Genomic DNA, 23,783 nt, shown 5'->3' with positions numbered 1-23,783 from the left:
CTTAATCCTCCTTTTCAGCCTTAGCTTGATCTTTTTTATAGCCGTACTTTAAATCATGAAGTTGAGCATGAAAACCTAATACAAATTTACCTGATAAAGGTGCGTCTTCAAATTGTTTTGGATCAATCTGAGAAAGAATATCACTCAAAAGATATTCGTAATAATCTGTTTTTAATCTTAATAAATAGGGCTGAAGTTTACTTTGCAAACTAATCAATGTGGATTGCGGATAACGTGAAAATTGACCCATATACCGCATAGCATTCGTTTCACGTTTCTTTTCATTCTCTGGTTTTGCTTTGTCTTCAATAAAATTCATTACTGCCAAAGCGCGGCCACAAAGATAACTGATATCTTTGCATTCCAAATCTGTTCTCACAGGCATTTCCTCCTCTTTTCCATTTATTCTGGCTTCATCAATGTAATATTTCCGGATCACAGCGCAGCAGACTTCTAAAATCTGATTGTATTCATCTGCGCTTTTCCCATAGGGATTTAAAGCTTTAACGACCGCTTTCTGCATGAAATCCCGCGGTAATGGCTGACCTTCCTGAATACATTTAACCAGTCTTTTTGCTGAAGATGCAAGTAATTTAGGATTGACTGACTCACCATATAATGTCTTGATGATTTTATTCATGTCCGGCGAACCGATTGTTTGACGTGAAATCGTCTTTCCTGTTTCTGCATGTTTGTAAAATAGGGTTTTATGCCAACTTATTGTCTTATGCCAAAACAGAACATTTCTAAATAGCTGAGAACTGCTGGTTTGTTGATAATAAATGATCGAAAGTCGTCCTGGAGTTGCAGCTTCTAAGCCCAGGGTCATAACTTCTTCATTCGCAATTAAAGGTTTTGACAGATATCCTTTCATAGCTTGATTTAGAGCTTTTGAAAACTCTTCATAGGTATCAAACTGATACTCCGGCAGATTTTCATCAAGATCAAATAAGTCAGCACTTTCATTAAACTCGATCAGACTTGTAATATTACTCCCCCAGCTGACAAACACTGCTTCTCCAAAAGTGCGGCCTTGTTTATTAATTAACCATTTTAGTGCATTAATTGCCTTCTGAGAAGATTCGTATCCCATACTCATCGATTCTTCCGGATTTACAAACCGACCGCGATATGTAAAACCTTGAGAATCATTGGATGAAATCAATTTACTCATATCCGCTGAATTTCTAACTTTTGATGGAATTCTCATAGTTACAGGTATCTGTTGACCTGTGATTAAGTCTAAATCAATTCTTTCTTTATTCCTCAATTGATCCTGATAAAAATGAGTAAAGGATTCCACTAAATTGGGATCTTTCCACAATTGAACACCATCGACAACAAATCTGACAAAGGCATCGGCTTGAGTCCCCGTAACCATTTGAAAAATCGCTGGTTTGTTTTCTAAACCTTTCCATTTTTCAATTAGTTTTCCTTGTTCGTCAAGGACTAGTATTTTTTCCTCAACTAAATCCTGAATCAAAGTCCCCGCTTCTAAGTATTCAAATAATTCCCGCACTAATGGATACGCATAAGAGGATTTACACCAAGCTTCCAAAAATAAGCGATACTGAGAATAACTTCCGCCTTCTTCTGAATATTGATTAAAATCCTTCGCAATATATTTAAGTTTATCAAATAACGGATGAGGCGCCGGATTTTTACCAGACCGGCTGGAAGATTCGATAGTACAGGGGATTCGTGTCATGGATTCAGATTTAGGCAAAACCCTCGCATATTCAAAACAGCCTTGATCAATCCATACTTCTAACTGAGCTGCTTGTTCTATGTACCCGATCGGTAAAAGGCCTTTTGTTTCTGCCTTTATTTCTTCGAGATTTTGATCATAAACCGAACACAAGTTTTGTATCCATCCCATGTCACTTGTCCTCCATCGTCATATTCACGCCAGGAATAAACTGCTTTTCCGACATTTTCCCTAATTCCCGGATCATTGTACATGACTGCGGTGAAATAAACTCAATCACACCTTTCTTCATAACCGGCATCCAGAAACAGGATTTTAAGTTTTCATCTTGTGATTCAGAAGGATAGATAAACGAATGAAACATAACACCAAAAGCTACCTCTTCAGCTTCATCATAAGGTGAAGTTCCATCTCCAAAAGTACAAGGTTCAACATAGCCCTGGCACTCTCTCGTGCCTAAGAAAATATCTCGGCGGCCGCCGCGAGCAACCATTCTTTTAGCGATATCATAATGCTTATGTTCATTGCGATCCTGAGCTAAATCCGCTCTTTTTGCATTCCAAATGAAATGAGCCTCAACCTGATATTCAACATCATGAAGGTAAGTGTACAGCGATAAATCGTTCTGATTGGAATAATATCGAATTGGCCGAATCCCTTTTGACTGCGTCTGAATGATTTTCATCACCCGGCAACGATCGATAACCCAAATTAATGTAGGTTTCCAATAAATACTTTCAGTGATTCCTTTCAGAGCTTGATAAGTCGGGACAGGATAACTGAATTTTTCTCCTCCCACCTTGGTAAGTGGATCTGTAAACAGCGCTTCATTTCCCCAGACACGGAAACAAATCTTATTGTCATAAAGCATTTTCTCACCTCTTTCAAATAATCCATGACTGTGCTTCGAAATCAGTCACACCTTTTTCTTCGTCATAACAGCCTTCTTTTAAGCAATAAAGATCAGCAGCTTCAAAATAACTAAAATTCTGTTTATGTTTCCGAATATAGGATTCATTCAGATTAACACTATAATTTTGAGCTTGACGTTTTAATTTTCGCAAATTATCTGGCTGGAATTTAATATTTCCACTATTCAATTCTTCAATCAGTTCTCTCCCTTTTTCATAAGGGACTAAAACCCCAATTGAATAATCTTCAATCACTTTAAAATACCTTCCTGCCGTTTCAAAAGCTTGATGCATCATCCAGTTTACGTCTGATTTCTTTGCCTTTGAAATTTCAGTACACCAACAAGAACAGAAAGAATTCAGATCATATAATGTAAAACCCTGGCTTGTTACAGGATAATCAACTCGATCCTGAATCATTTCATAATATCGAGAATAATACATTTCCAAAGCCTTATTCGATAATATATTATTTTCAAAATCTTCTGGAGCTTTCTTGAATTTATCTAATACACAATGAGAGCAAATCAGTTTTCTTGTCAGCTGTGAAATGGTTGTATTCTTAGTTATTGATTCATGCATAAAATCAATTTCATACGAATAAAAGACAATGAGTTCGCCTAGCTTTTTATGATCATGTCGATTGCATCTTCCAGCAGCCTGGATTAATGAATCCAATCCTGAACAGGCACGTAAAACAACATCAAAACTGATATCCACCCCGGCTTCAATCAAGGATGTACTAACACATAAGACTGGAATATTTTCTTTCAAAGCGTTAATCATCTGTTGTATCCGTCTTTTTTTGTGATCAGGGCATAAATTTGTTGTCAAGAGAATTAAGAGTGGTCGATTCATCTCTGGAATTTGCTCAAATTTCTTCTTTAAGCATTCAAATACGCGAGTAGCTCCAGATACAGTGTTCATAATCGTTAATGCATTAGATCGCTCTTGCTGCTTTTCATAAGCGAGTTCAGCAATCTTTTCAACTGAGAAACAATTTTGTACATCAGTCTTATCCGTAACAAAAACACGATGAATTTTTTTCATATCTTTTGAATAATTCGTGTCGATATCTTTGCATTGCGACCATTGTAATGGATGTTTTATTTTTTCCAAAAGCGGCGGCGTAGCACTGCATAAAACAACTTTCACATTGGCTAAGTGTTCAAGCATATTTAATGCACTATTAAACATTCCGATACAGTTGTCCGGTATAGATTGGATTTCATCAAAAATAATTACGGAATTGCCTAACTGATGAAGACGGCGTACATCTTTTTTTCTTGCGGAAAAAAATGTATCCATAAAGTGAACCAAAGACGTAATAATTATTGGAGAATCCCACCGCTCTGTTCGCAATTCATATTCCTGAAGTTCTTCCTGTTTTTGCAAATTATCATCCGTTGATGCATTTATTAACTCATTCTCAAAGTCAGAGTAATGTTCAAGAATCCAGTCCGAATGTTCTTCTAAATGGAGAGTTTCTTTAATAGTTTGTGAATTCTGCAGCAAAATACTCAGAAAAGGAATAACATAAATAATATGTTTTGTTTCAGGAAAATTACAAGCGTGTTGCAAAGCGAGACGGAGACTTGCCAGGGTCTTTCCGGATCCAGTTATTGATTGTAATCGATATATTCCTGAAGGCCAATTTCCTGCGTTTAAGCATGATTTGCTCACTCGCTTGCGAATTTGATTCAAAGTCGAAGAAGCTTGTGATGGATTGAGTTTTTCTAAACCCAATAATTCTTTATTCAATCTCTCCTGAAGTTCTGCCCAGATTTCTATCCTATTTTCTTCTACCGGAATATTTTTCTTATCTAGAAAACAAGCTGTATCCAGTCGATCACTATCTATTAAACTACTGAAAAGAAAACGTTCGATCAGTCCATAGGTGAACATCCCTTCTTCTAACTTCGCCTTTTTGAGTTTATCATTATTTATTTCAAAGGAATGTCCTTTTACAAGTATATTTATTCGGGTATTTAATTGAATTATTTCATTTTGTGCTTTTTCAATAAGCTGGTTTATCTCTTCTTTACAATTTAATTCATTGAAAAACGAATCATGAACTGATTGGTTTTCCTCAGCATTCAGCATCCGCTCAAAAGGAGAGTTCCCATTTGGATCATATATATCCATCAATCCACGATGATGTCCTAATATCGCGATGGAACATAGCTGAAATAGAAGTGTTCTGAATTGTTGCTGCTTTTTCGGCATTGTCCAAAATTCCGTACCAAAAAATAGTTTTCTTAGGATCTGAGCTCCTGCTGCCGAATGATTGATTTTTCCTTTCTTCTCTGTTTGATTTTCAAGCATATATTGCTGAAACACAGGATTGGCTTTCCCTGCATCATGGAGTAATCCTATTAATCGTCCAGTTGATGTAAGGCCAAGCGAAAAACAATTTTCTTCCATTATTCTTGCTACATTTTCACTATGATCTTTTAGGGATTGTGCTCGATGTTCTTTTCCATCCCAGTGTGCTAATAACATAAACACACCTCCTATACACAGCCTCTGATAGTTATATTATATCTTATTTCCTAATTATTCCTACCACAAAATAAATCTTACATCTGGCTAACTTTTTCCAATCAAGTAAAAAACAGCACACTATCATAATAATTAATACATTGCTTGAGGTACAAATTCAAACTATTAATGAGTAAGCAGAGATTAAAGCCCCTATTTCAATCAATACACCGCGTGAGCGATGCGACCTGGATATATCCGACTTGCGGATAATCCGGAAGTGAATTTCAATCCACGCACCGCGTGAGCGATGCGACCAACAGAATTTATACCCGATACCGAAACTCGTACAATTTCAATCCACGCACCGCGTGAGCGATGCGACAATTTTGTAACACCGTTCGGCGGCAAACAGCTGATTTCAATCCACGCACCGCGTGAGCGATGCGACAAACAAATACCAACCAATCCATTGTTACTACAGAATTTCAATCCACGCACCGCGTGAGCGATGCGACTTTTTGAGGATTTAATGCCGACCGCAGACAAAATATTTCAATCCACGCACCGCGTGAGCGATGCGACGTCAGCTTGTACTCTTTACTTGCGCCGTCGCCATTATTTCAATCCACGCACCGCGTGAGCGATGCGACTTCGCAGATATTCGTGTATAACTGTGGGAACTTGATTTCAATCCACGCACCGCGTGAGCGATGCGACAAGGTTTCCAAACAAATAAAGGAGGTGTGAGGTATTTCAATCCACGCACCGCGTGAGCGATGCGACTCAGTTACTTAAAATTCTACGATCCAGATTGGACAATTTCAATCCACGCGCCGCGTGAGCGATGCGACCGACGTCAGAAACACGACGATGAACGGCGTTGAAATTTCAATCCACGCACCGCGTGAGCGATGCGACAGGACCTGGAAAAACAGGCCGTGGAAGCGTCCAAATTTCAATCCACGCACCGCGTGAGCGATGCGACTGGCCGACATCGTCGCAGTTTGCGAGTATTTCAATTTCAATCCACGCACCGCGTGAGCGATGCGACCACGGGCAGTGAGAAGATGCGGCAGCTCGATGGATTTCAATCCACGCACCGCGTGAGCGATGCGACAAAGCATAACGGAACAATCAACTGGGACAAAGTATTTCAATCCACGCACCGCGTGAGCGATGCGACCGTTGGTGGCGCCACCTTTTTTATAGGTCTTCGGGATTTCAATCCACGCACCGCGTGAGCGATGCGACTGGACAATACGTTTCCACAATCCACAAACATCGCATTTCAATCCACGCACCGCGTGAGCGATGCGACGGAAGGCAGACTTGAACGAAAGTACCGCATGATCATTTCAATCCACGCACCGCGTGAGCGATGCGACGCTGGAACATCAGCGCCAGATCAGACGGTCAGGAGATTTCAATCCACGCACCGCGTGAGCGATGCGACTATCGCGAAAGACCGCAAAGAAATAGAACGGCAGCTATTTCAATCCACGCACCGCGTGAGCGATGCGACGCGATGGGGAGTTTTACAGTATTTTGACACCGTCATTTCAATCCACGCACCGCGTGAGCGATGCGACGGTTTTTCCTTTAAAAGCTTATTTTCAAGTTTAGATTTCAATCCACGCACCGCGTGAGCGATGCGACCGCAAATAAGAAACTGTACAAGTTTTACTTGTTACTTATTCTATACTTATAATAACGAATCACTTGGCAGCTTGCAACTATTTAAATAAATTTCACAAATTTCCGGTGCGAACCTCCCTAGGTTTTTATGTTCACTTCAGGTTCGCACCAGATTATCCTTTATTTTTCCTAAGTAAATAATTATTACTAATTTAAAGAAAGGTCAGGAACATGTTATAGGAAACATTCCTGACCTTTATCTGTTTCTAATAATAAGCATCGTTCAATAAGCTAAACCAGAAAGCTCCCAATCCTTCAGCGGTCAAAGATAGTTTTCCTTCACGATTGATAAGACATTCCTGATGTATAAAAGAATCAATTTCACTTTGTATATTCTCTGTATATCCTTCAGCGGCAGCTTGCTGATCCAATAATAACTGACCGCGAAGTTTTCGCATTGCCATTTCTTCCGATGATAAAGACTGAGGATTTTCAATTAACTGCTGACAATTTTCAGCTTCCTTTATATAAGTTTCCAAATTTCGTGTGTTCCTGTACTGATAACCATCAAAGCAGGAATAAGCATCTAAACCAAAGCCGACAACCTCACCTTGTAACCATAGTTGACTTAAGAATTGATCCCGGCACTCCTTTTTACAATAAAGCCCAGGTGCATAGGCAATCCACCCCTGCTCTTTTAAATACTCATCTGTAGCTAGTAACATACGTCGCTGTAATTTTTGATCTGCCTGTCCTTTCGGCCCTAGATACGGCTGAAGCATTAGATGATCCGGCTCCATTTCCAAACAAGAACGCAATGTGCGCTTTAAAGAAACAAACGTCTGTCCAGGAATTCCCAGATCTAATACCATAGAAACATTATTAACCCGGAATTTATCCAAAAATAAGACCGCATTTTGCACATCCGGCAGGGTAAACGGAACTTTCAACGTCAGCAATTCGCGTGGCTGCAGTGAATGAACTCTTAGTTGGAAACGAGTAGGCTGTCCCTGACTCAATCCACTTAATAAAGGGACACATACGGTATTGGGCAACGTTTCAATACTCACTTCGCAGAAATCCGCTAGCCGGTATTCCTGTCGAATTTGATGCAATAACATTCCTAACTTATCCGCATTCATGATCGTCGGACATCCAGCAAACTTCACTGCAGTAAAAGCAACATCTTGAAAATCATCCGCAGCACTATGAATCTCACGGCTCAACGCTTCCATATAATCCAGCTTAGTTTGTGAATCCCCAAGAATCTGAAAAGGATGCGCTAAATTTTCTTCCTGCAGACAGAATGGAAAATTGATCGCCATGACCATCGTTTTATTTGTATTCATCTATAAATAATCCTCTCCTATTTTCTTTTCGTTCATTATATCACGAATTGCCGCTGAAAAAAGAAGATCACGATTTCCAATCAGTCACTAAAAATGCCCAAGTAGTCTTTGTAAGGGAATCTGCTTTTCTGGATCCGGATTGTTTGGTCTCTTAAACTATGATATGATACGAATAACGTAAAGATTTCACAAGGAAACATAAGGGGGAACGACGATGATCAGAGTGGCGCTGGTAGAAGACTATTTACCGCAAATCCAACGTATGGAAGAAATTCTGAATCAAATCCAGCATGATGAAAAGTTAAATTTGCAAATTACTGTTTTTCAGGATGGTGAAACTTTTTCCTCCATGCCTCCGCATTCTTTTGATCTGGCGTTATTGGATATCCAAATGGATAAAATGGATGGAATGCAGGCTGCCGCTAAGATCCGAAAGCAAGATGAGGATCTGATCATCATTTTTATCACGAATCTTGCCCAATATGCAATACAAGGCTATGCTGTGCAAGCGATGGATTTTATTCTGAAGCCGGTGAACCCTGTTCTGTTTAAAGAAAAACTGATGAAAGCCATACGCCGCATTGAAAGAAAGCAGAAGGAAAAACGAATTTCAATTAAGACAACTCAGGGATGGGTCTGGCTGAAAATGGATGAAATATGCTATGTCGAAATTGTCAGCCGGCATCTTGAAATCCATACGGACACCCAAGTACTGTGCTGCAGTGAACCCCTTCAGAATTTGCAAGCTTTGCTGGATGAACGCTTTTTCCGCTGTCATGTCGCTTATTTAGTCAATATGGATTATGTGAAGCAGGTTTATAAAACGACGGTTAGAGTTGGAAAGGACGAATTATTAGTTAGCAAGTACCGCCGGAAAGAATTTATGGACGCTCTGACGAAACATGTGGGAAGGTCGCTGTAATATGACACCGGAAGCTTTGTTTGATCTTGCGTTTCTATTGCTTTTTACATTTTGTGAAGTGTTGGCGATTCTGTATTATCTGGCACCTCTGCGCCCCTGTTCCCTTTGGCGTCGCTGGGGATGGCCACTCCTTTTGATCATCATCTATTATTGTTGGAATATACTCAGCATGACTTCTCAGCAAACCCGTGATATTTACAGTATCCTGTATGTTTTGGAAACCTATTTAACGCTGACAATTTTTGTTCGGCTGTATTGCGGCTGCCAATGGCGGGAATGTTTTTATTATGTCGTTGTCCTGTTTTTGGCGACTCGGTTTGTCCGACATTTGATCGGTCATCTGATGATCAGCGCGCAATCGACGAATTTTTTGGTCGAAGGTTCCGCATGGGGGCTGCGCTTAATTTCCAGCTTGAGTTTGCTTGGTATTTACCTGCTGCTGTTGACACCCGTTAAAAAAATGGTTTTTCGTTATGATTTAACCCGGCAAAATCCGATTTATATGGGATTGGTGGCTCTGAGCGTCGTTCCGGTGGTCTATATTGGCACGTTTGCGGAAACGCTAGGCAAGGAAAGCTGGGCGCGCGGATTGGAGGCGATTTCGATCGAAGGTATTGCCAGTGTCTGTGGGTTTTTAACGATCATCGGCGTGCAGTGGATGATGGAAAGTCAGCGCAAGGAAGAAGACTTGCAGCGCATGCAGACGATGCTGAAGCTGCAATACCGGCAGGTAGAGAATCGACAGCAGACAATGGAGATCGTGAATCAGAAATATCATGACATGAAAAATCATCTGCAGGTATTGGAACAGCTGGAAGATCATGAAAAACGTCGGCGATATTTGAATACGCTGCAGGAGCAAATGGCAGGGTTTGAAAATTTCGTCGATACAGGTAATGAAACTTTAGACGTAATTTTGACTGATAAGCATGAACAGTGTATGAAAAATAACATTCCGCTCTTGACGATGATTCAGGCAGAGTTGCTGGATCTTTTATCACCAGCCGATTTAACGACGATTTTTGCCAACGCGCTGGACAATGCAATTGAACATGTCTGCGAATTACCAGTTGATCAGCGAGAAATAAACGTCAAAGTCTGCCGCCGCCAAGTCTGGTGCGTTATCTGCTTTAATAACCCTTGTCAAAGTGAAATGTTGATCTGGCATAAGAATCAGCTGCAATCCACCAAACACGATGCCGAACATGGCTATGGTTTGCGTAGTATTCGTTATACTGTTGAAAAATATCATGGAACAATGAGTACAGAGGTGATCGAAAATCATTTTATCCTGACGCTTCTTTTACCCTTACCTGAAACTTTGTTAAAAGATTGACTAAGCAGACAGGAAAAATGTCCAAGAAGACATACCCCATTTTTTTTCAATATCGTCAATGGTAGGATAAAAATACCATGAACGAAGGGAGAAACTTATGGGTAAAGGAATTTCAAGACGTGATTTTCTAAAATCAACAGCGGCTGGCGCTTTAGGCGTTGCAGCGATGGGACTGCTCAGTGCTTGTTCAACGAATGAGACACAGCCGGAAACAACACCGGTTGTAACGGCGGGCAATGATGCTGCTTCAGCGGCAGGTCGTGTTCCAGGTTATTGCGGGCCCGGCGACTGGTTGGGCGAAAAGCCTGTGATTGCAGATTCAGAAATCAAAGAAGAAAAAAAATTTGATGTTGTCATTTTGGGCGGTGGCCATTCTGGTCTAGGTGCGGCTCTTGGCGCGGTTGATGAAGGTGCGAGTGTCGCGGTTATTGAACAGCAGGCCTGGGGTGCCTTTGTCGATCTGGAAAATACCGGGGCGAATATGGGCGGCTGGTTTGGCGAGGATATTGGCCACGTCAATTCACAGTTTCTGATCAATCGAGGTTTCGGCCCGTACAATACCGGAGAAATCACTTCCGAGTTCTGTCTGCGTGCTAACGGACGCTGCAATCCGGATATCATCCGTGGTTTTGTTCAGAATTCCGGAGCGATGTTCGACCGGTATCAGGAAGTTTACAATTTATACGAAGAAGAACGAAAGGCGAATGACAGCCAAGTCTTCATGAAGGGCACAATGGTTCGGATTCCGGGGGTCGAAGTTCCGGATGAAGGGCAATTCGACATGTCCAATATGTTTGAATATCCGTTATGCAACACGCAGGCGGCTTACAGCGGGGCAAAGGTTTCCTATCCGATCCGCTGCGGTGGTTATAAAACATGGCCATGCAATGCGCAGTTCTATGGCTATCAGGGAAATAATATTGAATTTGTCCACAAATACATTGTTAAATATACCCAGGAACATGGAGCGGAGTGGTTCTTCGAGCATACTGGTGTTGTCTTAGTCCAGGCAGATGACGGGACAGTCACTGGGTTAATTGCAAAAAATGCTGACGGAGAGTACATTAAATTCACAGCGGACAAAGGTGTTATTTTATGCGCAGGTGACTTCATCGGCGATCCGAAAATGTGCTGGGCTTTGCTGAATGAAGGCATGGAATGGGCAGAACGCGATGGAAAAACGGCTGAAGATTGGGCGAGCACGACGATTCGTGCCGGAATCGGTCATAAAATGGGCTGTTGGGCCGGCGGTATGATTGAAGCTTCTCCGCGCGGATGGATGGCGCTGGGCGGCGGCGTAAGTGGTCCTTGGGGAACCTGCCCGATGTTGATGCTGAATGTTGAAGGCAAGCGTTTCTGCAACGAAGGCGCAATCAGTCAGCTGGGTTCCGTATCTAAACGTCAGCCGGCAGGCTTAGCTTGCTATGTCACGGATGCGAACTGGAGCGAAACTGTAGCGAAGGCGCCGCTGGATCACGGAGCACCTAACTTTGGCATGGATGATTTTTACGATGTATTGAAAGCCGATATGGATGCGGTTGAGATCGGCAATCCGGAAGGCTCGACAGTCACAGGGGCAAATCTGGCAGAACGGAAAATGATGAAGGGGACGGTTTTTGCTGCCAATACGCTGGAAGAATTAGCAGACTTGTTAGGTTATGAGGGGGAAGCAAAACAGAATTTCCTTGACAGTATTGCGCATTATAATGAGATATGCCATTCAGCCGAGGGAGATACAGATTATGGCAAAGATAAAGAATTCATGATCCCGATTGAAAAAGCGCCGTTCTATGGCGGAACTGGAAATTTAGGTCATGGCGGCAACCCGTCAATGGTTACGTTGTCAGGACTGGTTACGGATGCGGAACAAAACGTGCTGAATACACAATGGGAAAAGATCGGCAACCTGTATGCGGCGGGTAATTGTTTAGGTGGCCGTTATGGCTTAGGTTACAGCACGCCGATGGCAGGCAACTCTGTCGGTATGGCAATGACCCATGGTTGGCTGGCAGGGCACACTTGCGGAAAAAAATAGATATGATTTTCTCCATCCTGGCTTTGTTGGGATGGAGTTTTTCTTTTTGTTTTCTTGCGGACTGTTATAATAAAGAAAAGGGAGGGTCTTAAAATGATGGATGAGAAGCGCATACAGAGACTTATTCGGGAAGGCCGGCAATTTTTGCATTGTCAGAGTCTAGTGGATCAGGATGATTTTGTGTCTGATCAGCAGCTAAAGAAACCGCAGCCACCGCTCGTGAAGGCTACGATGAGCAAACAGAGAATAATGCTGCCGCGGAATTTTGAAGATTTGGATATTGATGGGGATTTTACTGAGATTTTATTAAGACGGCATAGTTCTCGTGTTTTTACTCAGCAGCCGATTAGTTTACTTCAGTTATCGTATTTATTATGGGCAAGTCAAGGGGTGAAAGATATTCGTGGAAAGAGATACGCAACATTGCGAACTGTGCCATCCGGCGGTGCTCGTCATGGATTTGAAACGTATTTGATTGTGCGGATGTGCGAGGGATTGGATTGTGGAGTTTATCATTATTTACCAATGGAGCATGCGCTTGAATTTTTACATAGAATAGATGATGAAGAGCAGATGATTTCGGATTCACTGTGCGGACAGCGCTGGGCGAGCAAAGCGAGTGTTGTTTTCTATTGGTCGCTGGTAGCCTATCGTTGCGAGTGGCGATATGGGATTCGGGCGCATCGAGTGGCATTGATCGACGTGGGACATGTTGGACAGAATTTATATCTGGGCTGCGCTGCGCTAAATTTAGGGGTTTGCGGGATTGCGGCGTTTGATGATAAAGTTTGCAGTGACATTTTTGGATTGGATAAAGATGAGGAATTTATTATTTATACTGCACCTGTAGGAACGATTAGTTCTGCGGATATTGAGAAAGAAAAAGGTTTCTATCGATTTGTGGAAGAAGAAGGTCTTTAAGTGCGAACGTGAAGTGAACATAAAAATCCTGGGAGGTTCTCACCGGGAAAATGTGAAAATTAAAGAAAATATTGCAAGTGTACCCAAGATTGTTTATCATAGAATTGAAATAGGAAACAAGTAGAAGTCATTAAGTTTCTTATTTGCTTCGCATCGCTCATCCGGTGCGTGGATTGAAATCGGGAAAATGACTCATACTGCTGAAAGGAAATTTCGCATCGCTCATCCGGTGCGTGGATTGAAATGTGAATCGTTGAGCAAGGAGAAAGGATTGATTAATTCGCATCGCTCATCCGGTGCGTGGATTGAAATAGGTGCATCGATATCTGTACCTTTAGTGTAGTCTGTCGCATCGCTCATCCGGTGCGTGGATTGAAATCCGTCATGACGTAGGTATTCCACCAGTCTAACGCCGTCGCATCGCTCACGCGGTGCGTGGATTGAAATAGGCTCAGACGATGGACAATCTATTAACCAAAGGGTCGCATCGCTCACGCGGTGCGTGGATTGAAATATCTGCACGTTAACAACCCAACGGAGATATGTACGTCGAATCACACAAATGATACCCCTCTCTTAATACAGGCAGCGTATGAATTAAAACTTTTTCAATTTATGCGAATTAACTAGGCCGAAAAAAAATCTCACTTAAGAATAAGCGGGATTCGATCCAACACAGAAACGTTTTATTAGAAAACTCTTATCAAACATTGTATCGGTTATCATTAAGTTGCTCCGCGGATCTGCTTTACAAAAAAATAAAACAATACCTTGAGCAAATGAGTTCAACTAGGTAAACTTAAAAAATTAAAACTCTAACGACCACGAAACCAACACGATTGCTTCTATTCATCCCGTTGTTCGTAAAAACACAAAACATCGACCAAAATCACGAAAAATCTGAAAATGATACGTTTGGGGTACGAATGGAAAACGAAGGTATTAAAAAAGCCCTTAATTAAGGGCTTTATTGTTAACTGGTGCCGATACCCAGAATTGAACTGGGAACTGAGCATTACCATTGCTCCGTTTTACCATTGAACTATATCGGCAGGCATTTAATATAATATCAGTTACTTATAAAAAATGCAACAGTCTTTTTTTAGAAATCAAACTTTTTCAAAGCTCGCAGGACACGCGCAACCGGGAATCCCATAATCGAATAAAAATCACCAGTAATTTTCTTCGCCAGAAAAAATCCCTCGCCCTGGATTCCATACGCTCCCGCTTTATCCAACGGCTCGCCCGTTGCTACATAAGTGTCAATCTCCTCCGCTGTTAAAGGATAAAATTCCACATCACTCACATCACTAAAGCAAACCCTCTGATCAGCGGAAAGCAGACATACGCCGGTCATGACCTGGTGCGTTTTCCCCGATAGCCGAGAAAGCATCGCTTTCGCTTCTTCCACATCTTTAGGTTTCCCTAAAATCTGCCTCTCCAACACCACGATCGTATCCGCACCGATCACTACCGCTTCCGGATGCCTTTCAAACACAGTGTGCGCTTTTCGCCAAGCCAACTCCTCCATCGCCGCTTCCAGCGGAATATCCGGATTCAAAGCTTCATCAATATCCGCGACTTCGATGCGAAACGGAACATGGCAGCGTTCCAAAAGCTCACGCCGGCGCGGCGACTGGCTCGCAAGGATTAATTCACGCTTCATTCGCGATTTCCTTTCTGATTTTTATCATAAATAATCTTCATTCCCTTAAACGCCAAATCCGGATCATATTCATCAATGCAATCCGTTTCGTTTACCAAAATGCGGCCCAATCCTCCCGTAGCGATTACTTTCAACTGCGGCTGATTCAGCTCCTCTTTAATCCGACGCACAAGATATTCCACCTGACCGATATAACCATAGACCAACCCCGACTGCATTCCGGACACCGTATTCTTTGACAACACCCGCTCCGGCTTGATGATTTCAATTTCCGGCAATTTTGCCGTCATCGACCACAAAGCCTGCGCAGCGATCTCAATTCCAGGTGAAATCACAGTATATTCAAACACCCCTTTGGCAGAAATGTAATCATAAGTCGTGGCCGTACCGAAATCAATGACCAAACACGCCTGATGATATAAATGATAAGCAGCCGCAACGTTCACAATCCGATCAGCGCCCACCTCTTTCGGGTTTTCAGAATTCACAGAGATTCCCGTCTTCACTCCCGGGCCGATAATCAGCGGTGTACAATGGAAATATTTAATCACCGCATTTTCCAAGGAATGCATGATTTTCGGAACGACGCTGGAAATCACGACGTCGTGAATCAGAGAACTGTCAATCAGCCGGGTTGACAACATCGTCCACAATACCATTCCCAATTCATCCGAAGTCCGCGGCGTTTTCGTCGTCATCCGAAATGTCGCTTTTAAATCGTCATGATCAAACACGCCGACTGTAATGTTGGTATTTCCAACATCCAAAGTCATCAACATAGGCTATTTCTCCCTTTTCTCTTTCAAAATTGCCAGACAACGCTTCAGCAGCTCATAGGCCAGATCTTCCTTGCGCATGAGCGGCAGCATTTCTTCACCCGAGGCCGTGATTACCGTGACCCGGTTTGTATCGATTCCAAAACCAGCTCCACTTTCCCTTAAATCGTTCGCGACGATCAGATCGGCATGCTTGGATGCCAATTTTGTACGCGCCCGTGCCAACAGCTGCTCGGTTTCCATCGCGAATCCGCACAACACCTGATCATCCCGCTTTCTCTCACCTACGGCTTTCAGAATATCCTGGGTCCGCTTTAAAGTCAGCTGGAATTCCCCATCTGTCTTTTTTATTTTTTCAGAAGCTGTTTCCACTGGAGTATAATCCGCCACGGCCGCGGCCTTGATAATCAGATCTGATTCAGAAGCCCGGCTGAACACCGCTTCAGCCATTGACTGAGCGGAAGTCACCGGCTGGTCCTCCACTCCGCGCAAAGCAGGCAAAGCCGTCGGGCCATGAACTAACGTAACCTTCGCGCCCCAGTTCCGTGCGGCTTTGGCAATCGCATATCCCATTTTTCCACTGGAATGATTCGTCAGATACCGGACCGGATCCAAAGCCTCCCAGGTTGGGCCGGCAGTGACCAGAACCTTCAATCCTGCCAGCGGCTTTTCCTTGATCAGAGCCTGCTCAATCTCATCCTCAATCACAGCCAATGGCGCCAGCCGCCCTTTGCCGACATCGCCGCACGCCAGCAAACCGCTGTCCGCTTCTACGATCCGCATTCCGCGAGCCTTCAATAACCGCAGGTTTTCCTGCGTCGTCGGATTTTCCAGCATCCCGGTATTCATCGCCGGGCAGATAATTTTCGTGCAGCTGCAGGCCAGAAAAGTCGTCGTCAGCATATCGTCCGCCAATCCCTGAGCCAGCTTGGCGATCACATTCGCTGTTGCCGGGGCGATCACAAACACATCCGCCTGTTTCGCCAGCGAAACATGCTGGACATGATACTCGAAATTCCGGTCAAATGTATCCACACTAACCCGATGCCCGCTCAGCGTTTCAAAAGTCAGCGGACTGACGAACTCCGTCGCGTTGCGGGTCATGATCACATGAACATCCAGATCCAGCTTTTTCAAATCACTCGTCAGCTGCGCCGCTTTGTATGCGGCAATACCGCCGGTGACGCCTAAAATCACAGTTTTTTTCATCGGTTCCTCCCTGCCGTCAAAAACGGTCTTTTCTATATTCTCACTCACTTCGGCTTGCGCATCGCAAAATCTATATCTGTAGTTTTTACGATTATTCTCCGGCGGCTTTTTTGATCTTTCCTTTCGTTAGCGGCAGCAGAACACGGCCAACCGCGAGAACAATCACAACGCCGATCGCCATTTCCAAAAGACCGTTCGTCATGACTGCCCCCAACAACAAGGCTGCCAAGCCTGACAGTGCAACCCCTTTTACCGCGGCATACGCCGAGCCGAAGAAAACATAAATTCCCAGCATGACCAGGGCTGTATGCGTCAACGTACTGATCAGCGCTGCCAGGATTAGACTGACATTGATCTTCTTCGTCGTTTTCATCAGCAAGGTAAACAACACACCGGCCAGCCAGCCTAACAAAACCCGCGGTCCGATCGCAATGATCAAACTCGCCAGTCCCCCGTGAAATTCGCCAACCGAATAAAACGGGGAAAAAACAAACGAGGTCACCGTCGGCGTCAAGGTGTTGATAATCACGCTGCTGATCCCGAAGATCAAGCCGATTGCGCTCCCGGCTCCCGGCCCCATCAGAACTCCTGCCAGAATGACCGGAATATGCAGCGTCGTCGCCCGCACCGGACCGATCGGAATGTAACCTAACGGCGTCAGCATCAGCACAATTTCGATGCAGCCGAATAATGCCAGCAACACCATGTTCTTCGTCTTCTGTTTCGATTTCATATTTTCTGTTTTCCTCCTGCCGCTCCTTTTCCAGGATACAGCGTACTGAAATTCAAGAATCCCTGCCGGAATTGCGTCCATCGGATAGAAGTCCGTTACGATCTCCTTGCGATGTGAAAATCCGGATTGTGGGAATTCATATTTATTATACTCAAGATCCCCTTCAATTCAACCGTTTCACGACGGGAAGGCGACAAAATTCTACCAAAAATAGACAGCTCTGAATTTGTTGAACAGCTGCCATACTAACGGTACAGGAAATGAAGGTGAACGGATGAAAAGAATACCCTATGTCATTTTAATCAGTCTGCTTTTATTAAGCGGATGCCAGAGCCAGCCCGGGAATAACGATCCAACGGCAAAGGTCGGATCCATAACCGATGATGTTCCGGAAATTAATATTCCGGAAACCGATATCGACTTTTCGCAATTCAGTACGCTGGACGCCCGGATGCAGGCGTGGGGCTTAGGCAAAGACAAAGACGAAAACGGCCAGCCCGCAGACGCTGTGCTTGCGAATCAAAAGTATAAAGCTTACGACGCTGTCTTTGTCGGCCGGCCGGATCAAAAGGTTTATCTGACCTTCGACAATGGCTACGAAAACGGAAATACGCCAAAGATTCTGGATACGCTGAAAGAGAAGAACGTCAGCGCTGTCTTCTTTGTCACATCGCAATATGTATTGGAAAATCCGGATTTGGTTCAGCGGATGATCGATGAAGGCCATGTGATCGGCAATCACAGCTATCATCATCACTCCTTCCCGACCATCAGTATTGAGAAGGTTTATGATGAAATCATGCAGCTGGACGCGTTGTTATTAGATCAGTTTCAATACAAGATGACGCTGGTCCGCCCGCCGAAGGGAGAATTCAACGAGCAGTCGCTGGCCTTATGTAACTTATTAGGCTATCAGACCGTGCTGTGGTCCTATGCTTACTATGATTACAATGTCGCCGATCAGCCCGATCCGGCAGCCGCGCTGAAGAAAAACCTGGATAACGCGCATCCCGGCGCCATTTATCTTCTGCACGCGGTCTCGGATACCAACATGCAGATCCTCCCCGAGTTGATCGAAGGCCTGCGGAAGTTGAATTATGAAGTAGCCCGCTATGATTTAAAATAGGATTTACAAATGAAAAACTTATCCTCTTTCTTAAAATAAACAATAAAAGACAAATCCGATATTACTACAGAGACTGAGCTGTTAAAGGATTTGCCTTTTTCTTTTCGATTGACGTTTTCGCTTTGCGGCCTCTTGCGATAAAAGTTGCGATAAGGCTGCAAAATTAGCAGTTTGCTTTAATGGAGCAGGCGCACTTATAAAGCTTTTACTCTTGTTTATCACCATGGCGAATTCATCGTTTCATCGATCTTCATTTTCATTCGTCTGGGAAGTGTATTCCCGCTGATGCTGCGCTTTCGATCGCAAATGTTCCAACCGCGCTTCTGCCGCTGCATCCTGATCGAAAAAATCGACGAGTAAATCCAGACATCGAAGCGTTTCCGGGGAACTCATGTGTTCCAGTTTTTCAGTTTCTTCCAGCAGCTTTTCCGCTTGAATTCCAGCCAGCTGCAAAAACCGGGCTACCCGCTGATGCCGCTCCAGCAAGGCTTTCCCTTGTTTCCGTCCTTTCTCTGTCAACTGTACATTTCCATAGTTTTCCACCATCAGAAAACCTTCAGCCGCCAATTTTCGCAGCATTTTACTGACCGAGCTGCGCCCGACCTGAAGCGCGCCGGCCAAGGCGGACACCCGAAGCGTTTGATTTTCCTGCTGCAGCCGGTATATCATTTCCAAATAGTCTTCCATCGCGGCCCTCAGCTGATCCGCTTCATTCCGCGCCGCTTCCCGAAACGGTCGGAATCCCTTGTTTTCCACCATCACCTTCGCCTCTTCTCCACATACAGCTTCCATTCCATTCTATGCCAGGATCAGCAGGCAGTCCGGGCTGTCACCGAAAGAGATGCTTGCTTGCCTGGAATTCAGGGAAAAGAACAAGAAAAAAACCGGAGTTCCAAAACCCCAGTCTTCACTTCTAAACAAACTTACCCGGATCTGACGCATTCGCGAGCAGAAAGGTAACAATCAAACCCCAGATAGCGCTGCCCGCCTGATTTCCTGTATTCGACTTAATCCTTTTACGCTTGTTTTTCCAGCTTTCCTTCATTTAATAACGCTGGCCGCTTTCCGGAAGCTGCGTTTCAGTTTCATCTGGCGGCAACAGAAAATACCGGCTGAATTCCCCTTGGATCCGATCATGCAGACGCCGCACGCCGCCTTCCAAATGATACCGCATCACCTCGCCGCAGCGCTCCCGCTGACGCTTTTCCACAATTTCCACAATTTCCTCATGTTCATGAAGCAGTTCGTTCATTGAGAAATTGGCTTTGACGTCCAGCATCCGGAATCGCGAATAATGGACTTTCATTTGATTGATGATTTGCCACATTGCCCGCTGACCGGCAATTGCGAAGATATGCTCGTGAAATTCACTGTCCAACGCGTAGAATTCATCCGGCGTCCGCTTCTGCGCGATTGCCTGCCGCTGCCGTTCCAGATCCATTTTCAGCTGCTGCAGCTGGGCTGGGGTCCGCCGCTCGATACCATCTTTCAAGATTTGAATTTCCACGATTGTCCGCATATTGATCGTGGCCATGACTAACTCCATATCAATCAGCGACACCTTTGTTCCCCGCTGCGGCAAGACTTCCAGCAAGCCATCGTTGCACAACCGCAGGAACACGTCGCGAACCGGCGTTCGGGACACCTCAAACCGACGGGATATTTCATTTTCACTGATCAACGCCCCCGGTTCAATTTTCAGATCGATAATTTCTTCCTTTAACTGATTGTAGATCTCCAATTTATCCATCCTGAGTCCCCCTCATACAGTTAGTATACAAGGTGTCCGGAAGGGATTCAAGGTTCAATTTTCCGCGCCATTTCAGGCGAAAGTCTCACAGCCGCTCCCAAGCATGATATAATGCTTGCGATAAGGAGGACAAGCTATGAAATTTTTAGTCGTTTCTGATATCCACGGCTCTGCCGATTACACAAAAAAAGCACTTGAAGCCTATGCCCTGCACAAACCGGATCAAATCCTGCTGCTGGGCGATATTCTCTATCACGGGCCGCGCAATCCGCTGCCGCAGGGCTACAATCCCCAGGAAGTCGTCGCGCTGCTCAATCCGCTGGCCGATAAAATCATTGCCGTCCGCGGCAACTGCGACGCCGAAGTAGACCAAATGCTGCTGAATTTTGATATTCTGCGCGACTGCGCAACCCTTTTCCTGGGCGGACGCCGGATTACGGCGACGCATGGTCATCTGTTCCCGCTCGATCCGCCGCCGCACAGCTTTCCCGGCGATATCTATTTGTTCGGCCATATTCATATTCCTGTCATCCGGCAGGAAAACGGAATCACGCTGCTCAATCCCGGCTCAATCACGCTGCCAAAAGAAAATTCACCCCACACCTATGCACTGCTGGATGAACACGGGTTTACGATCATGACCATCGATCACGATGTCTATCAATCGCTTACCTTCTAAATGCAAATGAAACTCTAGCGATGGCCGCTGTTAAAATGATTTTTCAGCAGCGGCTTATCCCTTGACTGCACCGGGCTTCTCCACATTGGGAAGCTCTTTTTTACGTTCGTCAATCAACAGACAGAGCACCGCTGCCCATTGATCCTCCGCCTCCTTTAACGTAATTTTGACTACCTCCCCCTGATTCATTAAATGCCGCTGAGCCACCGGAGCGATGTAATAAATAGGTTGAGTGATCGAATCCAGCACCAGCTGATTCTCCCGGACTTCCATCTCAGTTCGCTTCCATTGACAAGAAGGCAGGGTGTGCCGGATGCGGTATTGATCTCTTTTGGTACCCAGCTTCATCCGCTGAGCTTGTTTCCAGACCTGCTGAAGCATCGCCGTCGGCAGCGACTGATAAACATCCGGCAAGGGCGCGTCTTCTATCAAGTGAGGGTGGTGGATCATCGCGTCAAATAATTCTTCGCGGAACTGCGCTGCGCTGTGGCTTAAGGCGCAGAGCTGGCGGCGCTGCGACAAGGTTGGAAAACATGTAATTTTCACATTCATAATCATGGGAATAATCTCCTCCTACTAATACTATTGCGCTTTTTTTACAAAAGCCTCCCAGATTTCAGAAATTTCTTCCATTTTCTTGTCTCAATTTTGTCCCAAACCGTTCCAAAGCCCCCTTTCCCATCCTTCATTCCCTAAAATGAAGATCAAGACAATAGATCAACAGGACAAACTGCGGATCTTTTCTTCTCCTCCGTTTCAAGATTACAGCGGTTAAAAGAAAGCCAGAATCAAAAAACCTCCGGTAATCTTAACAATTACAGAAGGCTCTTATGGCTATTCTCCTCATCACGAGTTCAGGTTTGCCGAAAAGGCAGCAAGGCAAAAAGCCCAATCTCTATTGTTCCTGCATTAACCGGTCCAGGCGCGGATTCGCAACTTCACGGATCCGGCCATCTTCGATATAGACTTTCGCCAACCGATCACTCAGCAGGGTCAAAACTTCATACGGAATCGTTCCCAACTCCCGCGCCACCTGTTCCAACGGAAGATGCGGGCCGAACAGTTCAACCTTCGTTCCCACCGGAAACGCATGCGGCAGTCGGATCATCGCCTGATCCATGCAGATCCGCCCGACAAAGTCGCCGGTTTCCCCTTCAATCCAGCATTGCCGCCCCTGATGCTTGCGAATCCAGCCGTCGGCATAACCGATCGGCAAAGTTCCGATCCACTCCTCTTTCTGCGTCGTATAGGTCGCCCCATAGCCCACCGGCTGCCCCGCCGGCAACGCTTTGACATAGACCAATCGGCTGTATAAGCTGACACACGGCTTCAGCGCCGTCGCGTAGGAAGTCACGCCGAACATCGCCAGTCCGCAGCGAACCGCGTTGCCCGGCGCCTTCGGATAATGCACAGCCGCATCGGAATTACTGCTGTGCACCCAGCGAAACGGTGTATCCAGAGCTTGAACAAGGTGTTCGAATCGAGCCGCCTGATCATCGGTCATCCCATTATCCGGATTATCCGAGCAGGCAAAGTGCGTGAAAATGCCTTCGACCGCGGCGCCATTTTCCTGCAGCAGCGTTAACATCGCCCGCAGTTCGTCAAGATTCCCCGTTCCGATGCGGTGCATGCCGGTATCCACTTTTAAGTGTACTCTCAAACCCCTGACCGGGACCTGAACCAGCTCCTTAACCCAATCCAGCGATACCGCCGGCACCGCCAGATCATACCGCAGAAGCAGCTCCGCTTGGGACGGATCCACAACGCCTAAGATTAAAACCGGCGCCGTTATTCCCTGATACCGTAACGACAACGCCTCATCCAAGCTTGACACCGCCAACATCGCGGCCCCCGCTTCCAAGGCTGCCCGCGCAACCGGACCATCGCCGGCGCCGTAACCATTCGCTTTGATCACCGCGATAAACTGCCGGTTCGTCTGCCGGCGCAGCCAGCGGATATTTTCTTTGATCTGATCCAGGTCGACCTCAACCCAGCTCTCCCGATAAAACATGTCTGTTCCTCTTTTCCTGATTTCACCCTGCCGCTTAGACAAAGCGGGAAGTCGTATAAGCCAGATAAACCCCGCCGATGCGGAACATCAGCGACAACAACGCGTTCATACTTGTGCCGATCAGACTCTGCAAAACCATCCTGAACGCAAGCATAAAGAACTGAAATCCCATCGTAAACACACCAAAGCCAAAATAAGCGATCATATCGCCGAATAGGAAGCAAACCACGGCCAGCACCGCCGCCAGAACGGAAAACCGCACCTGCACTCCACGCCCATATTTACGGATGACCGTGCCGATCGCATAACCGAATGCCAGGTAAACCACCGAGAATTCAAACATGAGAAACCGCGCGAGCAGACCGTAAAGAATCGTCAGTCCCACGGTCGCCCCAACGCCATATCCAACTGCCCGAATGAACCGTTCATTGCGGGTCAGCGCCTGTTTATTGTAAATTTTAAGCATACAAGACCTCCTGAATACTCCCAGTATAGCACAATCAAATTTAAAAGAGAACGGGCGATCCGCAGA

19 protein-coding genes, 1 tRNA gene and 2 CRISPR repeat arrays are annotated in these 23,783 nt (G+C 45.0%); of the genes, 6 read left to right on the top strand and 14 right to left on the bottom strand.

Going from position 1 to position 23,783, the window contains the following annotated elements:
- Window position 1: 1 nt before the first annotated feature.
- From cas8c to DWY25_RS08010, 4 genes are all read right to left on the bottom strand, one after another.
- Window positions 2–1,879, bottom strand: coding sequence for a type I-C CRISPR-associated protein Cas8c/Csd1 (cas8c, locus tag DWY25_RS08025; protein ID WP_117894803.1), 1,878 nt, complete (start codon window positions 1,877–1,879; stop codon window positions 2–4).
- A gap of 1 nt (window position 1,880) precedes the next feature.
- Window positions 1,881–2,579 carry a type I-C CRISPR-associated protein Cas5c gene (gene cas5c, locus DWY25_RS08020; protein ID WP_117894802.1) on the bottom strand — a complete coding sequence of 233 codons (699 nt, stop codon included), beginning with the start codon at window positions 2,577–2,579 and terminating at the stop codon, window positions 1,881–1,883.
- A 13-nt stretch (window positions 2,580–2,592) separates the two neighbouring features.
- Window positions 2,593–5,121 carry a CRISPR-associated helicase Cas3' gene (cas3, locus tag DWY25_RS08015; protein ID WP_117894801.1) on the bottom strand — a complete coding sequence of 843 codons (2,529 nt, stop codon included), beginning with the start codon at window positions 5,119–5,121 and terminating at the stop codon, window positions 2,593–2,595.
- Between the two features lie 194 nt (window positions 5,122–5,315).
- Window positions 5,316–6,759: direct repeats of the CRISPR family, unit length 33 nt; unit sequence ATTTCAATCCACGCACCGCGTGAGCGATGCGAC.
- Window positions 6,760–7,004: 245 nt separating this feature from the next.
- On the bottom strand, window positions 7,005–8,087 hold the full coding sequence (locus DWY25_RS08010) for a hypothetical protein (RefSeq protein ID WP_117894800.1): 1,083 nt from the start codon (window positions 8,085–8,087) through the stop codon (window positions 7,005–7,007).
- Between the two features lie 214 nt (window positions 8,088–8,301).
- Between DWY25_RS08010 and DWY25_RS08005 the strand changes: the two genes are divergently transcribed.
- The 4 genes from DWY25_RS08005 to DWY25_RS07990 all read left to right on the top strand — a co-directional run bounded on the left by DWY25_RS08005 (window position 8,302) and on the right by DWY25_RS07990 (window position 13,301).
- A complete protein-coding gene (locus tag DWY25_RS08005) occupies window positions 8,302–9,009 on the top strand; it encodes a LytR/AlgR family response regulator transcription factor (RefSeq protein ID WP_117894799.1) in 708 nt (235 codons plus the stop codon).
- A 169-nt stretch (window positions 9,010–9,178) separates the two neighbouring features.
- Window positions 9,179–10,345 carry a sensor histidine kinase gene (locus DWY25_RS08000; protein WP_181981750.1) on the top strand — a complete coding sequence of 389 codons (1,167 nt, stop codon included), beginning with the start codon at window positions 9,179–9,181 and terminating at the stop codon, window positions 10,343–10,345.
- Between the two features lie 97 nt (window positions 10,346–10,442).
- Entirely contained in the window at window positions 10,443–12,380 is a 1,938-nt protein-coding gene (locus DWY25_RS07995; protein ID WP_117894797.1) for an FAD-binding protein, read from the top strand.
- 93 nt (window positions 12,381–12,473) lie between these two features.
- Window positions 12,474–13,301 carry a SagB/ThcOx family dehydrogenase gene (locus tag DWY25_RS07990; RefSeq protein WP_244925950.1) on the top strand — a complete coding sequence of 276 codons (828 nt, stop codon included), beginning with the start codon at window positions 12,474–12,476 and terminating at the stop codon, window positions 13,299–13,301.
- A 147-nt stretch (window positions 13,302–13,448) separates the two neighbouring features.
- Window positions 13,449–13,815: a CRISPR direct-repeat array (repeat unit 33 nt; unit sequence TTCGCATCGCTCATCCGGTGCGTGGATTGAAAT).
- A gap of 464 nt (window positions 13,816–14,279) precedes the next feature.
- Here the strand turns inward: DWY25_RS07990 and DWY25_RS07985 are convergent.
- From DWY25_RS07985 to DWY25_RS07965, 5 genes are all read right to left on the bottom strand, one after another.
- Window positions 14,280–14,353, bottom strand: a tRNA-Thr gene (locus DWY25_RS07985).
- 50 nt (window positions 14,354–14,403) lie between these two features.
- Window positions 14,404–14,967, bottom strand: a complete 564-nt coding sequence (locus DWY25_RS07980) for a Maf family protein (protein ID WP_117894795.1) — start codon at window positions 14,965–14,967, stop codon at window positions 14,404–14,406.
- The gene (locus DWY25_RS07975; RefSeq protein ID WP_117894794.1) at window positions 14,964–15,746 is read right to left on the bottom strand and encodes a type III pantothenate kinase; all 783 of its coding nucleotides are present in this window, start codon (window positions 15,744–15,746) and stop codon (window positions 14,964–14,966) included. Before DWY25_RS07975 ends, DWY25_RS07980 begins: the two co-directional genes overlap by 4 nt.
- Window positions 15,747–15,749: 3 nt before the next feature.
- Entirely contained in the window at window positions 15,750–16,952 is a 1,203-nt protein-coding gene (coaBC, locus tag DWY25_RS07970; RefSeq protein WP_117894793.1) for a bifunctional phosphopantothenoylcysteine decarboxylase/phosphopantothenate--cysteine ligase CoaBC, read from the bottom strand.
- Between the two features lie 91 nt (window positions 16,953–17,043).
- Window positions 17,044–17,685, bottom strand: coding sequence for an ECF transporter S component (locus DWY25_RS07965; protein ID WP_117894792.1), 642 nt, complete (start codon window positions 17,683–17,685; stop codon window positions 17,044–17,046).
- Window positions 17,686–17,959: 274 nt separating this feature from the next.
- On the opposite strand from DWY25_RS07965, the gene DWY25_RS07960 reads away from it, so the two are divergent.
- Window positions 17,960–18,811 carry a delta-lactam-biosynthetic de-N-acetylase gene (locus DWY25_RS07960; protein ID WP_117894791.1) on the top strand — a complete coding sequence of 284 codons (852 nt, stop codon included), beginning with the start codon at window positions 17,960–17,962 and terminating at the stop codon, window positions 18,809–18,811.
- Window positions 18,812–19,051: 240 nt separating this feature from the next.
- On the opposite strand, the gene DWY25_RS07955 is transcribed toward DWY25_RS07960, so the two are convergent.
- Window positions 19,052–19,570, bottom strand: coding sequence for a metal-dependent transcriptional regulator (locus tag DWY25_RS07955; protein WP_181981749.1), 519 nt, complete (start codon window positions 19,568–19,570; stop codon window positions 19,052–19,054).
- Window positions 19,571–19,856: 286 nt separating this feature from the next.
- A complete protein-coding gene (locus DWY25_RS07950) occupies window positions 19,857–20,561 on the bottom strand; it encodes a GntR family transcriptional regulator (RefSeq protein WP_117894789.1) in 705 nt (234 codons plus the stop codon).
- Window positions 20,562–20,697: 136 nt separating this feature from the next.
- Between DWY25_RS07950 and yfcE the strand changes: the two genes are divergently transcribed.
- The gene (gene yfcE, locus DWY25_RS07945) at window positions 20,698–21,240 is read left to right on the top strand and encodes a phosphodiesterase (protein ID WP_117894788.1); all 543 of its coding nucleotides are present in this window, start codon (window positions 20,698–20,700) and stop codon (window positions 21,238–21,240) included.
- Window positions 21,241–21,294: 54 nt separating this feature from the next.
- Here the strand turns inward: yfcE and DWY25_RS07940 are convergent, their stop codons facing one another.
- From DWY25_RS07940 to DWY25_RS07930, 3 genes are all read right to left on the bottom strand, one after another.
- On the bottom strand, window positions 21,295–21,798 hold the full coding sequence (locus tag DWY25_RS07940) for a hypothetical protein (RefSeq protein WP_117894787.1): 504 nt from the start codon (window positions 21,796–21,798) through the stop codon (window positions 21,295–21,297).
- Between the two features lie 337 nt (window positions 21,799–22,135).
- A complete protein-coding gene (gene alr, locus DWY25_RS07935; protein WP_117894786.1) occupies window positions 22,136–23,251 on the bottom strand; it encodes an alanine racemase in 1,116 nt (371 codons plus the stop codon).
- Between the two features lie 34 nt (window positions 23,252–23,285).
- A complete protein-coding gene (locus DWY25_RS07930) occupies window positions 23,286–23,717 on the bottom strand; it encodes a hypothetical protein (protein WP_006061010.1) in 432 nt (143 codons plus the stop codon).
- Window positions 23,718–23,783 lie beyond the last annotated feature (66 nt).

Origin of the sequence: Holdemania filiformis (assembly GCF_003459085.1) — a bacterium.
GTDB classification, from domain to species: Bacteria; Bacillota_I; Bacilli_A; order Erysipelotrichales; family Erysipelotrichaceae; genus Holdemania; species Holdemania filiformis.
The sequence above is the reverse complement of the archived record's forward strand: the minus strand, read 5'-3'. Positions and strand labels throughout refer to the sequence as shown.